The 14,909-nt window shown below is 61.3% G+C and carries 11 protein-coding genes; 3 read left to right on the forward strand and 8 right to left on the reverse strand.

The features are described 5' to 3' along the window. Position 1: 1 nt before the first annotated feature. The gene (locus ACSIPU_RS09190; protein ID WP_195606994.1) at positions 2-892 is read left to right on the forward strand and encodes a DMT family transporter; all 891 of its coding nucleotides are present in this window, start codon (positions 2-4) and stop codon (positions 890-892) included. Positions 893-1,075: 183 nt separating this feature from the next. On the opposite strand, the gene ACSIPU_RS09195 is transcribed toward ACSIPU_RS09190, so the two are convergent. The 7 genes from ACSIPU_RS09195 to ACSIPU_RS09225 are packed head-to-tail and all read right to left on the reverse strand — an operon-like array spanning position 1,076 to position 9,116. Beyond that, positions 1,076-2,344 (reverse strand): Zn-dependent hydrolase, encoded by a 1,269-nt coding sequence (locus tag ACSIPU_RS09195; protein ID WP_004100018.1) that lies wholly within the window; start codon positions 2,342-2,344, stop codon positions 1,076-1,078. After that, positions 2,334-3,518, reverse strand: coding sequence for an amidase (locus tag ACSIPU_RS09200; RefSeq protein WP_196557942.1), 1,185 nt, complete (start codon positions 3,516-3,518; stop codon positions 2,334-2,336). Before ACSIPU_RS09200 ends, ACSIPU_RS09195 begins: the two co-directional genes overlap by 11 nt. Before the next feature lie 18 nt (positions 3,519-3,536). Further along, entirely contained in the window at positions 3,537-4,547 is a 1,011-nt protein-coding gene (locus ACSIPU_RS09205; RefSeq protein WP_196557944.1) for an ABC transporter ATP-binding protein, read from the reverse strand. Then, positions 4,537-5,580, reverse strand: a complete 1,044-nt coding sequence (locus ACSIPU_RS09210; protein ID WP_023320521.1) for an ABC transporter ATP-binding protein — start codon at positions 5,578-5,580, stop codon at positions 4,537-4,539. The genes ACSIPU_RS09205 and ACSIPU_RS09210 overlap by 11 nt, the downstream gene beginning before the upstream one ends. A 3-nt stretch (positions 5,581-5,583) precedes the next feature. Next, entirely contained in the window at positions 5,584-6,477 is an 894-nt protein-coding gene (locus ACSIPU_RS09215; RefSeq protein ID WP_004100014.1) for an ABC transporter permease, read from the reverse strand. 2 nt (positions 6,478-6,479) lie between these two features. After that, on the reverse strand, positions 6,480-7,433 hold the full coding sequence (locus ACSIPU_RS09220; RefSeq protein ID WP_004111182.1) for an ABC transporter permease: 954 nt from the start codon (positions 7,431-7,433) through the stop codon (positions 6,480-6,482). Positions 7,434-7,451: 18 nt separating this feature from the next. After that, positions 7,452-9,116 carry an ABC transporter substrate-binding protein gene (locus ACSIPU_RS09225; RefSeq protein ID WP_105889878.1) on the reverse strand — a complete coding sequence of 555 codons (1,665 nt, stop codon included), beginning with the start codon at positions 9,114-9,116 and terminating at the stop codon, positions 7,452-7,454. Between the two features lie 324 nt (positions 9,117-9,440). Here ACSIPU_RS09225 and ACSIPU_RS09230 point away from each other — a divergent pair, with 324 nt between their 5' ends. Next, positions 9,441-10,556 carry a YbdK family carboxylate-amine ligase gene (locus tag ACSIPU_RS09230; RefSeq protein WP_196557946.1) on the forward strand — a complete coding sequence of 372 codons (1,116 nt, stop codon included), beginning with the start codon at positions 9,441-9,443 and terminating at the stop codon, positions 10,554-10,556. Between the two features lie 51 nt (positions 10,557-10,607). Next, positions 10,608-11,327, forward strand: coding sequence for a phosphodiester glycosidase family protein (locus ACSIPU_RS09235; protein ID WP_163524691.1), 720 nt, complete (start codon positions 10,608-10,610; stop codon positions 11,325-11,327). Positions 11,328-11,813: 486 nt separating this feature from the next. Here ACSIPU_RS09235 and ACSIPU_RS09240 read toward each other — a convergent pair whose 3' ends face one another. Beyond that, positions 11,814-14,906 (reverse strand): efflux RND transporter permease subunit, encoded by a 3,093-nt coding sequence (locus ACSIPU_RS09240; protein ID WP_196557753.1) that lies wholly within the window; start codon positions 14,904-14,906, stop codon positions 11,814-11,816. Positions 14,907-14,909 lie beyond the last annotated feature (3 nt).

The raw sequence follows: 14,909 nt of genomic DNA on the forward strand, positions 1-14,909 counted from the left end.
CGTGGTAGATTCAGCGGTTCATAAAACGGTTCCCGGGCCGTGGTCCGGATGGCTTAATGGTTTACTGGGCGTCATTATTTTTAGCGGTTCGCTGCCCGCAACGCGCCTGGCGGTGCTGGATATGGACCCGTTCCTGCTAACCTTTCTGCGCGCCTCCATCGCCGGCCTCCTCGCTATCGCGCTGGTAGTCGGCTTGCGCCAGAAATGGCCGCGCGCATCGCAGCTTGTCCCCCTGGCCATCGTCTCATCAGGGGTGGTGATCGGCTTTCCGCTGCTCACGGCGCTGGCTTTGCGCCACGTCACTTCAGCGCATTCGATCGTTTTCATCGGGCTATTGCCGTTGATGACGGCCATTTTTGGCGTAGTGCGCGGCGGAGAACGTCCGCGCCGCGCTTTCTGGATCTTTTCCGTTATTGGCAGCCTGCTGGTGGTGGGTTTCGCCCTGACGCAACAAGCTGCGGCGTCGCTGAGCGGCGATCTGCTGATGCTGGCGGCGGTGGTCGCCTGCGGCCTCGGCTATGCGGAGGGTGCTAAGCTGACCCGGGAGCTTGGCGGCTGGCAGGTGATTAGCTGGGCGCTGATTATGGCGCTGCCTTTTATGCTGATCGCCTCGTTACTCACCCGGCCAGCGTCATGGAGCGCCATCTCGGTTTCCGCCTGGATTGCGCTCGGCTATGTGTCGCTCTTTAGCATGCTTATCGGTTTTATTTTCTGGTACAAAGGGCTGGCCGCTGGCGGTATCGCCGCCGTCGGCCAGCTTCAGCTATTACAGCCGTTCTTCGGGCTTGGCCTGTCAGCCGCGCTGCTGCACGAAACCGTCAGCCCGCTGATGCTGACCGTAACCCTGGGCGTGATTCTGTGCGTTATCGGTTCGCGCAAATTTGGCCGCTAGCCTGTATTGCCCTTGTAGCCCGGAAATCCCGGGTCGCGGCGTAAACGCCTTACCCGGGCTACCGCCCCGCGGTATAGCGGTGAACGGAAACCCTTTACACCTTCCCGGAGGCGGCGCGTTGCGCCTGTCCGGGCTACTACCCGTAGCCCCGGTAAGCGCAGCGCGACCGGGGAGGACAACCGGTTACACTACCCGCGCGTACTGCAGCATCACCTGCAGCAGCACGTTCGCGCCGGCCTCAACGTGCTCCGGCGACGCATATTCAATTTCGTTGTGGCTGATCCCGTCCTTACAGGGGATAAAAATCATCCCGGTCGGCGCCAGATAGCTCATATACACCGCGTCGTGTCCGGCGCCGGAGACAATCTCCCGCGCGGGATACCCCAGCCGCTGCGCGGCGTCGGCGATCGCCGCCTGGCACTCCGGGTGGAACGGCGCCGCCGGATAGTGGCTCACCTCTTTTAACGCCACCTTCAGGCCGCTCTCCCGCTCGACCCCGGCGATAAACGCCCGCAGCTGGCGGTCCATCTCATCCACCAGCGCATCGCTGATATTGCGCATATCAATCGAAAAAGTGACCTCTCCCGGCACTACGTTACGGCTGTTCGGATAGACCTGCACTCTTCCAACCGTACCGCGCCCTTCCTCGCTGCGCCCGGCAATCGCCACCACTTCCTGCATAATGCGGGTCGCTATCTGTAACGCATCCTGACGCAGGCGCATCGGCGTCGGCCCGGCGTGGGACTCCTGGCCGGTCACCACGCAGTCATACCAGCGGATCCCCAGCACGCCCTGCACAATGCCGATAATTTTCTCTTCATCTTCAAGAATCGGCCCCTGTTCAATATGCGCTTCAAAGTAGGCGCCAACCGGATGGTCGCCCGGCGTCTGGCTGCCGATATAGCCGATACGCGCCAGCTCCGCGCCCACGGTTTTACCGTCCGCATCCTGCGCGGCGTAGATGGTCTCCAGCGGGAATACCCCGGCAAACACGCCGGAGCCCATCATCACCGGTACAAAGCGCGACCCCTCTTCATTGGTCCAGAACACCACCTCAATCGGCGCTTCGGTTTCAATCTCCCGATCGTTCAGGGTACGTACCACCTCCAGCGCCGCCAGCACGCCGTAGTTACCGTCAAATTTGCCGCCGGTCGGCTGGGTGTCAATATGGCTGCCGGAGACAATCGGCGGCAGCGCCGGATTACGCCCTTCCCGGCGCATAAATACGTTGCCGATTTTATCGACGGTGACGCTCATCCCGGCCGCCTGCGCCCAGCTAATCACCAAATCCCGTCCCTGGCGGTCAAGATCGGTCAGCGTCAGACGGCAGCAGCCGCCCTTCGGCGTGGCGCCAATTTCCGCCAGCGTCATCAGCGAATCCCACAGGCGTGCGCCATTGACCCGGCAGGCGGTGGTTTCGGTTATCGGGGTAAAAAGGACATCACTGCTCATTTCGGTCTCCTTGCATAAACGCGGCGGCCAGCTCGACCAGCAGACGATCGCTGCCGCGCGGGCCCAAAAATGAAATTCCCAGCGGCAGGCCGCCCGTCCGGGCGACCGGCAGCGTCACCTGCGGACGTTGGGTCATGACGGAAATTAACAGCAGATCGTGAGACAGGCGGCGGACCGCCTCTATCTCTTCGGCCTGCGCCGTCAGCAGCGGCGCGCCGTCGGGAACGGTCGGCATCACCAGGACCGTATCGCCCAACTGCGCGTCCCACCAGGCGGTAAAACGCTCGCGCTGCTGGCAGGCGGCGTCAAACTGCGCGCGGGTGACCGCTTTGCCCCAGAAAAAACGCTCGCGGACGTCCGGCCCCAGCTGCAGGCCGTAGCGCTCAATGGTTTCCCCCTGCGCCTGCCAGGCTTCGTAGCCCTGAATCTGGCGGAAGGCGAGATAGATATCATCCACGTCCGGCAGCGGCGCGCCGAGCGGCGTTACCGGGCCGAATAAGCGCGCCAGCTCCTGGCGGACCGGCAGCAGCGCCTGCTGGCTGCGCAGCGGCAGGCGGGAAAACAGCCCTTCATGGCTGGCCAGCCGCACGCCGGTGATATCCGCTCGCCCATCGTCGAACAAACAGGCGGCGACGGTGGAAAAGACCTCCGGCGAGCGGGCAAAGAAGCCGCAGGTATCCATGGTGGCGCATAGCGGCTGGCAGCCGTCGAGGGAGAGTCGGCCATGGGTCGGGCGCAGGCCAAACAGTCCGCAGTAGCTTGCCGGCGTGCGTACCGAGCCGCCGGTATCGCTGCCGAGGGCAAAGTCGCACGCCTCGTTCGATACCGCCGACGCCGAGCCGGACGACGAGCCGCCGGGGATATGATTCGGCGCGGCGCCGTTGCGCGGAGTGCCGTAATGCACGTTGTGCCCGCTCATCGAATACGCCAGCTCGCTGGTATGGGTTTTACCGATAAAGCGCGCGCCGTTATCTAATAATTTTTGCACCACCGGCGCGGTGCGGGTTTTCACCCCGGACAGCGCCAGCAGATGCGGATTGCCGCCGCCGGTGGGGTAGCCCGCTACGTCAAACAGATCTTTGACCGCAAAAGTTAACCCGCTCAGCGGCCCGCTTAGCGCATGCGCCACCGGATGCGGCGGATAGGGCATAAAAGCGCGAATATCATCCTGCATACTGCTTTCCTCATGGCTTCAGGCGTAAAGCGCCTGGTTTTCAACGGACGCACTCAGCTCACGCCAGCGATGGCAGCTCACCACGTGACGCGGCCCGGCCGGTTCGGTAGCCGGCTGGCTCTGCGCACAGGCGGGGCGCGCGTGCGGACAGCGATCGGCGAACGCGCAGCCGGGCGGCAGACGCGAGAGATCCGGCGGCGAGCCGGGGATACAGTGCAGCGCGTCGCCCTTTTTCAGCCCCTCTTTCGGCCGGCTGCCCAGCAGCACCTGGGTATAGGGATGGCGCGGACGATACAGAATCTCCTCAATCGACGCCTCTTCCACGATGCGTCCGGCGTACATTACCGCTACCCGGTCGGCGATCTCCACCGCCGCGCCGATATCGTGGGTCACAAAAATGATCGACAGATCGCGCTGCTTTTGCTGCTCGCGCAGCAGGATCAGGATCTGTATTTGCACCGTGGCATCGAGCGCGGTGGTTGGCTCATCCGCCAGCAGCAGCTGCGGGTTGCAGGAGAGCGCGAGGGCAATCATCGCCCGCTGGCGCATTCCGCCGGACATCTCGTGCGGGTAAGCATCCAGCCGCCGCTCGGGGCTCGGAATGCGTACCTGGCGCAGCGCCTCGAGCGCCCTTTCCCGCGCCGCCTGTCGCGACAGGCCTTCGTGGCGACGCAGCCCTTCGACAATCTGCTGGCCCACGGTATAGACCGGGTCGAAGGCCAGCAGCGGCTCCTGGAAAATCATCGCGCAGCGCGCGCCGCGGTAGCGCCGCAGCTGCCCGGCGCTCATCTTCAACACCTCCTCTTCCCCGACCCTCAGCGTGCCGGAAAGCACGCTGCTTTTTGGCGGATGCAGGCGCATCAGGGCGCGCAGGGTGACGCTTTTACCGGAGCCAGATTCGCCGATCAGCGCTATCACCTCGCCTTTTTGTACATCAAAGGAGACGCCGTTGAGCGCGTTGACCGTCTGACCGTCGCGGCGAAACTCAACCCGCAGGTCGCGGATATGGACGTAAGCTTCATGCGACATAGCTCACCTCCTGAATGGCGATTTTTTGCTGCCAGGGCGACGCGGGCTGCGCCATCAGGCAGGCGCTCAGGTGCCCCTCGCCGACGCTTTCGAGCGTCGGTTTCACCTCCGCGCACACCGCTCTGGCATGCGGGCAACGGGTATGAAAGCGGCAGCCGGAGGGCGGAGAAATCGGGCTGGGCGGATCGCCGCTCAGCGGCGAGGTTAAGGTGCGATTATGCGGGTCCATCGACGGCATCGAACTTAACAGCGCCCGGGTATAGGGGTGGGCCGAGGCGGTAAACAGCTGCTCCGCCGGGCCAATCTCCACCACCTCGCCGAGATACATTACCAGGATGCGGTCCGACAGCCAGCGCACCACGTGCAGATCGTGGCTGATAAACACATAGGTCAGCGCCAGCGTCCGCTTCAGCTCCTGCAACAGCTGCAGAACCTGAGCTTCTACCGATTTATCCAGCGCTGAGACCGCCTCGTCGAGGATCACCAGCCTGGGCTTCATCGCCAGCGCGCGGGCGATATTCACGCGCTGGCGCTGGCCGCCGGAGAGCGCGTGCGGATAGCGGTGCGCAAAACGTCCCGGCTCAAGGCCAACGTGCGCCAGCAGATAGCGGGCATACTCGCTGGCCTCTTTGGCGCTGACGCCGTGTACCCGCTGACCGAAGGCAATGCTCTCTTCCATGGTCATGCGCGGGTTGAGCGAGGCGTAGCTATCCTGGAAAACCATCTGTACCTGGCGGCGATACGCTTTCATCGGCAGGCGCGATGAGCCTACTTCCAGGCCATCAAAGATCAGCTCCCCGCTGTCCTGCTTAAGCAGCTGCATCAGCAGCCGGGCGGTGGTCGATTTACCGCAGCCCGACTCCCCCACGACGCCGAGGGTTTCGCCTTTGATCACCGAAAAACTGACGTCATCCACCGCCTGTACCACTTCGCGCGCTTTGCCGCCGCCGGCGGGAAAATGCTTCAGCAGATTGTTAACCTTGAGCAGCGGCTGCGCCGGCCCGCCGAGGTCGATATTCGTAAAGGGTTGCATCGCTTACTCCTTAATCGCCATTGCCGCACGCAGGCGGTCCGCGAGGATATTGAACGAAATGGAGGTGATAAAAATCATCAGACCGGGCAGCGCCGCCACCCACGGCTGGGTATAAATCGCCGTGCGCAGGGTGTTCAGCATCAACCCCCACTCCGGCTCCGGTGGACGAACCCCGAGGCCGAGAAATGAGAGCCCGGAGGCGAGGATCATGCACACCGAAATCAGGCCGGTGGAGAAGACGAAAATCGGCCCCAGCACGTTGCCCAGCACCTGGACGCGAATAATGGTGAACGCGCTGGCCCCGGTGGCTCGGGCGGCGTCGATGTAGTCCATATGCCGCACCTGCGCGGTGACGCTTTCGGCAATACGCGCCACCTGCGGCACGAACACCAGGGTCAGCGATAGCAGCGCGTTACCGATACCCGCGCCCAGCGCGCCGGAAAGCGCGATCGCCAGCAGCACCGAGGGGAAAGCATAAAATACGTCCACGGTGCGCATGATCAGGGTGTTGGTTTTGCCGCCCGCATAGCCGGCGATAATGCCGATGGCCCCGCCGATAAAAAAGGCCAACACCACCGGGACAATCCCCATAAACAGCGATAGCCTTGTGCCGAGAATCAGCCTTGATAGCATATCGCGCCCGAGCTCATCGGAGCCCAGCGGAAAGCCGTCGGTGCCGATCGGCTTGAGGCGTAAAAACATCGACGTTTGATACGGATCTTTAACGATCAGCCAGGGGCCGAACAGCGCCAGCGCCAGCAGAACGAGAATGATCGCGCCGACGAATACCCCGCCCGGGTCGCGCAGCAGGCGGCCAAACACGCCGCGCCAGTAGCCTTGCCTGGCAACCGTCCTGGCAGAGACGGCAATGCCTTTGGTCGTCACGGTATCCACCATCGTCAGCTCCTCTTAATTCGCGGGTCGAGACTGGTTTGCAGCATATCCACCAGCAGATTGAGCAGGACAAAGAACAGCGCCAGTACCCAGATGGTGCCCTGCAATAGCGGCAGGTCGCGCTGGAAAATGGCGGTGTTCAGCAGCAGGCCGGTGCCGGGCCAGGAGAAAACCGTCTCCACCAGAATCGAGCCGCCCATCAGATAGCCGACCTGCAGCCCCATCACCGCCAGCGCGGTCGGAGCGGCATTCTTCACCACGTGCAGAAAGATCCGCGATTCGTTGAGCCCCCGGGCGCGCAGGCCGACGATAAACTCCTGGCTGAGAATGTCCGCCACCTGCGAACGAACGGTGCGGGCGATGATGCCGGTCGGGATCACCGACAGCGTGAAGGCCGGCAGCAGCATAAACTGCAGGTGTTCCCAGTCCCACTGCCAGCCCACCTCGCCGATTGGCCCGCCGCCGGTTGCCGGTAGCAGCGCGAATTTAACGCTAAAAACGATAACCAGCAGCATCCCCAGCCAGTAGTGCGGCACGCTGACGCCGAATACCGACAGCACCGAGGCCAGGCGGTCAATAATGCTGTTACGAAAATAGCCGGCGACAAAACCAAACAGGCTACCCAGCACAAATCCGATCGCCGTCGCCAGCAGCGCCAGACGCAGAGAGTAGGTCACCGCCGTCATGACCTCGTCGATGACCGGACGGCCGGTGGCGACCGACATGCCCAAATCGCCGTGCAGCGCCCGCCATAGCCAGTGCACAAACTGCAGCGGCAGCGGTTTATCAAAGCCGTAGGCCTGCATTAAGGTCTGACGCAGCGATTCCGAGGCGTCCGGCGGCATCACCGACACCAGCGGGTCGCCCGGTGCTATCTGCACCAGCATAAAACAGATCACCGCGACCCCGAGCATGGTGGGGACGGCCAGCAGGATGCGATATAGCAGGGTATTGATCATCTCTTGCTCCCGAATCAATTACTCTTTTTTGCTCACCAGGCTAAGGTCGATAAACCAGCTTTGCGGCTGCACCACTCCGGTGACGGCAGGCGAAATCGCCCTTGGCCCGACATCGTGAGCGACGAACAGGAACGGCACCTGATCGACCAGCGCGGCGTGCAGTTCGCCCGCGGCTTTATCCATTTCAGCCGGGGTAAACGCGTGCTTTACCGCCGCCGCCAGCTTTTCGGTTTCCGGCGTCGAGAAATAGCCCCAGTTGGTCGCTACCGGCGGGAAGGCCTTCGCGGTGGAGAAGCGGATCATGCCGAAATAGGGATCGTTAACTGCGGCACTAACGTTGATCGCGTCGATCCCTTTCGCCGATGGATCTTTCGCCCCGAGACGCCAGTTGGTAAACAGGGTGTTCCATTCATTAACTTTAATGTCGACGTTAAAGAAGCAGCTTTTCAGGCTCTGCTGGATGTACTCGTTCATCGGCAGCGGCTGCATCTGCCCGGAACCGGAGGCCGAGGTGGCAACCGTGACGTGCAGCGGTTTACCGGCGCTATAGCCAGCTTCGGTCATCAGCTTGCGGGCGGTTTCAGGGTCATATTTGATCTGGAAAGTGGGCTTGCCGTGCCACGGGCTGTCGGCCTCGTAGACGCCGGTCGCTTCGGTCATATAGCCGCCGAGATAGCTTTTAAGCTCGGCGCGATTCAGGCACAGGTTGGCGGCTTTACGCACGCGAATATCTTTCCACGGCGATCCCTCTTCAAAGGAGAACTGCCACGGCCACAGGTGCGGCTGGGTGTTGGCATAGATTTTAAAACCCTGCGCTTTTATCTGATCGACCGCGTCCGGAGCCGGAGCTTCAATCCAGTCCACCTGCTTCGAGAGCAGCGCCGCGGTGCGGGCGTTAGCTTCCGGCAGCGGGATCAGCACCACTTTATCCACCCGTGGAATTCGTTCTTTGTTCCAGTAGTCGGGGTTCTTATCGAGGATCAGCTGCTGGCGGGGAACCAGTTTTTCCATTTTGAACGGGCCGCTGCCCACCGCATGGGCGGCGAACTCGGTCCATGCCTGTTTGCTGCGCGCCGCGGTATCGCCAGCGCTTGCCGGCACCGCGTCATACAGCTTTTGCCACGCGGTGGGCGAAACGATAAACAGATTGGTGATGTTGTAGGGCAGCAGCGCGTCAGGTTCGGCGGTGGTCAGCGCCACGGTATGGTCATCAATTTTCTCCGCGCCGGTCAGTGTCGGCATGCGCGAGAGAGTGTTGCCAATCTGGCCTGGCGCATACTGCGGCGCGGCTTTATTCAGTACCTTCTCCACGTTCCAGACGATGGCGTCGGCATTGACCTCCGAGCCATCGTGAAATTTAACCCCCGGGCGCAGGGTGAAAATCCAGCGGCTTTGATTTTGCGGGTCAACGTGCCACTCGGTTGCCAGTCCCGGCACCAGACCGCTGGGCTTTTCGCCTTGCGACAGATCCCATTCAACAAGGGCGTCGTAAAGCGGAATGCCGGTGAAACGGTTCCCTTCAAAACCCTGATCGGGCTGCCCGAGGGTCAAAGGAATATCGGCGGCAGTCATGGCGATCCGCAGAGTTGAGGCATGGACCGACACGCTGGCAAACAACGCCAATGCCCCGCTAACAGCAACGGCGAGATGGCATCCAGGCGAAAATATTTTTTTCTTCAGCATCACATTGTCCCTGTTAAATAAAAGTCGCTAACTAACAGGCAAGATGCATACCAGTTCTGCAAGGGCGGGAAATAAGGGCGAAACGGCGTATAAAATAAGGATGACTTATATTATCTCGATGATTTTCATTGAAAAATAGAATCAGCTTATCTTTTTGCACCACTGACGGGAAATGTGTTGCAGGATTGCACCAGCCTTACTTTCTTTTGAAAGGGATAATCACGTGGCGTTATTTTCTATAAATTAAATTCATAATATTCGGCAAATCATCAGTTTGAGGCATTGTCTTCTATACTTTCTGATAAAGAGAAAGAGGGAGTCGCCATGCCGTTACCTGATTTTCACCGCTCCGAGCCGTTTACCCTTGGCATCGAGCTGGAGCTCCAGGTCGTCAACCCACCGGGCTTCGATCTGAGCCAGGACTCTTCCGCGCTTATTGATGAGGTCCAGGGCACGCTGAAAGCGGGCGAGGCCAAACATGACATCACCGAAAGCATGCTGGAAATCGCCACCGGCGTCTGTCGCGATATCCATCAGGCCACGGCGCAACTGAGCGCGATCCAACAGGCGGTGCTGCGTGCCGCCGCCCGCCATCATGTGCAAATCTGCGGCGGCGGAACGCATCCGTTTCAAAGCTGGCAGCGCCAGCAGATCAGCGATAACCCGCGCTACCTGAAAACCGTTGAGCACTTTGGTTACCTGGCGAAGCAGGCGACTATTTTCGGCCAGCACGTGCACGTGGGCTGTCAAAATGGCGATGATGCGATTTATCTTCTGCACGGCCTGTCGCGCTTCGTGCCGCATTTTATCGCGCTGAATGCGGCCTCTCCCTGGCTCGACGGGACCGATAGCGGCTTTGCCTGCTCGCGGCTTAATCTTTTTGCCGCTTATCCCGATAACGGCCCGATGCCGAGGGTCAATAACTGGCAGGCGTTTATCGGCCTGTTTCGTCGTCTTAGCTATACCAGCATGATTGATAGCATGAAGGATCTGCACTGGGATATTCGCCCCAGCCCGCGCTTTGGCACCGTTGAGGTACGAGTGATGGATACCCCGCTGACGATTACCCAGGCGGTAAATATCGCCGGGTTTATCCAGATTATTGCCTGCTGGCTGCTGACGGAACGGCCGTTTAAACATCAGCCCGAAGATTACCTGTTGTACCCCTTCAACCGCTATCAGGCCTGTCGCTATGGCCTGGACGGGATCAACACCGATGTGAACGGCGGCGAACAGCGAACCTTTCGCGAAGAAATTCTACGGCTGGCGGATAAACTGGCGCCCAGCGCCCATAAGCTGAATGCCGGCAGCGCGCTGGAGGCGATTGTGCGCCAGGCGAAGCAGGCTCGCAGCGAGCCGCAGCAGATGCGCGAGTTCGTCGCCAACGGCGGTTCCTTAATCGGACTGGTGCAAAAGCACTGCGAGATCTGGACGGCGTAGCGGCGGTAACAGGGTATACTGCACGCTTTCGTCGTCTGTCTGGAACTTGTCGTGCGCTTTTTCTCTCTTCTGCCGCTGCTACTGTTATCTTTGCCCGCCTTCGCCAGCGGGAAATGCTCGCTGACCGATCCATCGCTCACGCTGCAAAGCTATCGCGTCGATCCGCAGCGCGAGCGCATTGTGATGTACTGGCAAAAAGAGGACGGCAAAGCCTGGGGGTCGCTGCGCTCGCTGCTGGCGGATATCGACCGCAACGGGCAGGTGCAGATGGCGATGAACGGCGGAATTTATGATAAAGCCTACGCGCCGCTGGGGCTGTATATCGAGAAAGGCCGGCAGTTGATCCCGCTTAACCGCGCCTCCGGCGGCGGCAACTTTTTTATTCGTCCCGGCGGGGTGTTTTATCTGCGAGGGCAAAACGCGGGAATTGTCAGCATTGATAAATTCAAGCCGTCGCCAGCCATTCAATACGCCGTGCAGTCGGGGCCAATGCTAATTGAAAACGGCAAGATCAACTGGCGGCTGAAGCCGTCCGCCAGCTCGCGCAAGCTGCGTAACGGTGTGGGCATCACCGGCGATGGCAAAGTGGTATTTATGCTCAGCGAGCGCGAAACCAATTTCTACGATTTCGCCTGCTACGCGCAATCCAGGCTCAACGTGAGCCAGATGCTCTATCTCGACGGCACCATTTCGAAGATGTACCGGAAAGGCGGCAGCGTGCCGTGGCAGTACCATCCGTTCGTCACCATGATCGCGGTGGAGAGCAGATAGTCTTAATAACATCGTCTGCGGGGAGTAGCCCCGGGGAGATTTTTATGCCGCTGTGGATATGCCTCTGAAACGACGTGATATGCAGCGATGCCCTGGCCCCCGCTGAAATCGGCGAACCGGAGGACCGAAGACAAGGGCTGGCCGCCAGGGATGGCGGACAGAGGCGAATCGAGACACGACAAAATTGCCTGGAGCAATTTTGAACAGCGCTTGCGCTGGCCCCGTAGGGGCGAGTCCCAGGGATGGGACGAGTAAGGTCGAGTTGAGCCGACCGCAGGCTGAGGACCGGGAGGTGAGCGCAGTGCGCAGCACTTATTTCTTTGCGGGACCGCGGGGATGTAAAGGGGGGGACGGTTTTCTCCCCCTTTACCCGTTCACCTACCGCGGTGAGACATTTTCTGCGAAATAGCGGTGAACGGAACCCCTACCACACCATCCCGGAGGCGGCGCTTGACGCGCCTGTCCGGGCTACCAGGTCCGGGCCACCTACATCCGGCGGTGCGCCCACTCGCGCAGGCGCTGGAACAGCACGTACAGCGACGGAATAAACAGAATGCCGATCGCCGTCGCCACCAGCATGCCGCTGAACACCGTGGTACCGATAATCCGCCGGCTCTGCGCCCCGGCGCCGGTGGCGAGCATCATCGGCACAATCCCGATGATAAAGGAGACCGCCGTCATCATCACCGCGCGGAAGCGACGGGTAGCCCCTTCGCGGGCGGCGTCGACGATCGACATCCCCTCTTCACGCTTCGCCCGGGCAAACTCGACGATCAAAATCGCGTTTTTCGCCGCCAGCGCGATCAGTAGCACCAGCCCTATCTGCACGTACACATCGTTGGCATAACCGGCCCACCATAGCCACAGCAGGGATCCGCCGATAGCGAACAGCACCGACAGCATCACGCTCGCCGGCAGCGTCCAGCTCTCATACTGGGCGACGAGAAACAGCCACGCCATCGCCACCGCCGCCAGCACGATCCATACCGCCTGGTTACCGGTCTGCTGCTCCTGCCACGAGATGCCGCTCCAGGCATAGTCATAACCGTGCGGCAGATTCGATTGTAAAATCTGCTCCATCACCGCCATCGCCGCCCGACTGCTGACGCCTTCAGCCGCCGAACCGCTTATCGATACCGACGGGAACTGGTTATATTGCTGAATAAACGGCGCGCCAACCGTTGGCGTAATCGTCACCAGATTACTCAGACGCACCCGCTCGCCGCTGTCGCTACGCACGTAAAGCTCGCTAATCTGCTCGGCCCGCTCGCGCCACTGCATCTCATTTTGCATCACCACGTGGTAGACACGATTATTGATGCTGAAATCGCCGGCGCGGGTGCCGCCAAACGCGGTCTGCAGGCTGCTGAAAATTCTTGCCACCGGTACGTTCAACCGGGCCGCCTGGTCGCGATCGACGGTGAGCGTCAGCTGCGGCACATTGCTGCTCCAGGTGGTAAAGACCCGGCTAAGCTGCGGATGCTGGTTGGCCATTCGCAGGACCTGATGGGTGACCTGCTCCAGCTCCGCCGGCGATTGTCCAGCCTGCGCCAGAATGCGTAAATCAAATCCAGAGGCGTTGCCCAGCCCCGGCAGCGTCGGCGGCGCAAAAGCCATAATCGTCGCTTCCGGCAGCCCCAGCAGCTGGCCCTGTAGTTTTTCCATTACCGCGTCCAGCGGCGGCCGCTGATGCCACTCTTTCAGCATCACGGAGATAAACCCGCCGTTCGAGGCGCTGGTGCCGTTGAGAATATTAAAACCGGACACCTGAATCACATCCTCAACCGCCGGGTTCCTCAACAGCAGCTCCCGCGCCTGGGCCATCACCGCCTCGGTACGCTCCAGCGAGGCGGCTTCTGGCAGCTGCACGCTGGCAAAGAAATAACCCTGATCTTCCTGCGGCAGAAAGCCTTTCGGCATTGTGGTAAAGCTCAATACCACCAGCCCTGCCGCGGCTACCGTCGCCGCCAGCGCCAGCCAGGGGCGACTGTTCATGCCCCCGACCAGACGCCCGTAGCCGTCCCGCACCGTATCCAGACCGCGGTTAAAGCCGCGCCAGATGGCGGCAGGCCGCTCCGGACGCGGACGCAGCAGCAGCGCACACAGCGCAGGCGTCAGGGTCAGCGCCACCACGCTCGACAGCGTCACCGCCGTCGATAAGGTGACCGCAAACTGGCGATACAGCTCGCCAACGATCCCCGGCAGCATTGCCACCGGCACGAACACCGCCAGCAGCACCAGGGTCGTGGCGATCACCGGCCCGGCGATTTGCCGCAGCGCTTCGGCGGTTGCGGCGCCGCGATCCTGCCCCTCCGCCATTTTTGTTTCCACATTCTCCACCACCACGATAGCGTCATCTACCACCATCGTCAGGGCGAGGATAATCGCAAACAGACTCAGGGTATTGGCGCTGTAGCCCAGCGCGTAGAGCACCGCGAAGGTACCGATAAGCGACACCGGGATGGCCAGCGCGACTATCAGCGTCGCCCGCCAGCTCTGCAGGAACAGGGAGACCACCACCACCACCGCCAGCAGGGTCAGCGCCAGCGACACGCCGATCTCTTTGATCGTCGCCGCAACAAAGCGGGTGGTATCAAACTTCACCTCCCAGGTAAGATCCGCCGGAAAACGCGCATGCAGCCGGGTCAGCTCGGCGCGTACCGCAGTAGCGACCTGCAGCGAGTTAGCGGTGGGCGTCGGGTAGATGCCGAGATAAGCCGAGTCTTTGCCGTTGAGCTGCGCGCCGGAGCTGTAGCTGCGAGCGCCCAGTTCAATAGTCGCCACGTCGGACAGGCGTACCAGCTGGCCGCGTTCGCCGCTGCGAACCACAATTTGTCCGAAACCGGCGGCATCGCTTAATCGCCCAATACCGTTGATGGTCAGCGTTTGCTGCTGGCCGTTAAACACCGGCGGCGTGCCTACCTGCCCCGCCGCGCCCTGCACGTTCTGCTCGCGCAGCGCAAGGGCAATATCGTCGGTCGTGATATTCAGCGCGTTCATGCGGTCGGGGCGCAGCCAGATGCGCATGCTGTAGTCGCGCGCGCCGAACATCTGCACTTCCCCGACGCCGGGAAGACGCGCCAGCGCCTCGCGCACCTGGGTGCTGGCGTAGTTGCTGACAAACAGCGGCGACAGGGTGCCGAGCGGAGAGTAGAGACTCACCCCCATCAGCAGGTTTGTCGCCCGCTTTCGCACCTGTACGCCGTTCTGCTGCACGTCGGCAGGCAGCTGCGCCACCGCCTGCGACACGCGGTTCTGCACGTCGATTGCGGCTAAATCGGCGTCGGTTCCGGCAGCAAAGGTCAGGCTCAGGCTGTAGGTCCCCTCATCGGAACTGGTGGATTCCATGTACAGCATATGATCGACGCCGTTGAGCTGAGTCTCCAGCGGCGCGGCAATAGCTTCCGCTACGTCCGCCGCGCTGGCGCCAGGCCAGCTGGCGCTAACGTTGATGACCGGCGGCGTAATCTGCGGATACTGCTCGACCGGGATCAGCTTTAGCGAGACCGCGCCGACAAAGGTCATCAGCAGGGCAATCACCATCGCAAAGCGCGGGCGTCGGATAAAAAATGTCAGCATCCC

Source organism: Klebsiella sp. HN106 (assembly GCF_051209435.1).
Lineage (GTDB): Bacteria > Pseudomonadota > Gammaproteobacteria > Enterobacterales > Enterobacteriaceae > Klebsiella > Klebsiella oxytoca.

Coding starts and splice junctions, on each gene's coding strand:
- ACSIPU_RS09195 (WP_004100018.1), bottom strand. CDS start 2,344: ATGAGCAGTGATGTCCTTTTTACCCCGATAACCGAAACCACCGCCTGC.
- ACSIPU_RS09200 (WP_196557942.1), bottom strand. CDS start 3,518: ATGCAGGATGATATTCGCGCTTTTATGCCCTATCCGCCGCATCCGGTG.
- ACSIPU_RS09205 (WP_196557944.1), bottom strand. CDS start 4,547: ATGTCGCATGAAGCTTACGTCCATATCCGCGACCTGCGGGTTGAGTTT.
- ACSIPU_RS09210 (WP_023320521.1), bottom strand. CDS start 5,580: ATGCAACCCTTTACGAATATCGACCTCGGCGGGCCGGCGCAGCCGCTG.
- ACSIPU_RS09215 (WP_004100014.1), bottom strand. CDS start 6,477: ATGGTGGATACCGTGACGACCAAAGGCATTGCCGTCTCTGCCAGGACG.
- ACSIPU_RS09220 (WP_004111182.1), bottom strand. CDS start 7,433: ATGATCAATACCCTGCTATATCGCATCCTGCTGGCCGTCCCCACCATG.
- ACSIPU_RS09225 (WP_105889878.1), bottom strand. CDS start 9,116: ATGCTGAAGAAAAAAATATTTTCGCCTGGATGCCATCTCGCCGTTGCT.
- ACSIPU_RS09230 (WP_196557946.1), top strand. CDS start 9,441: ATGCCGTTACCTGATTTTCACCGCTCCGAGCCGTTTACCCTTGGCATC.
- ACSIPU_RS09240 (WP_196557753.1), bottom strand. CDS start 14,906: ATGCTGACATTTTTTATCCGACGCCCGCGCTTTGCGATGGTGATTGCC.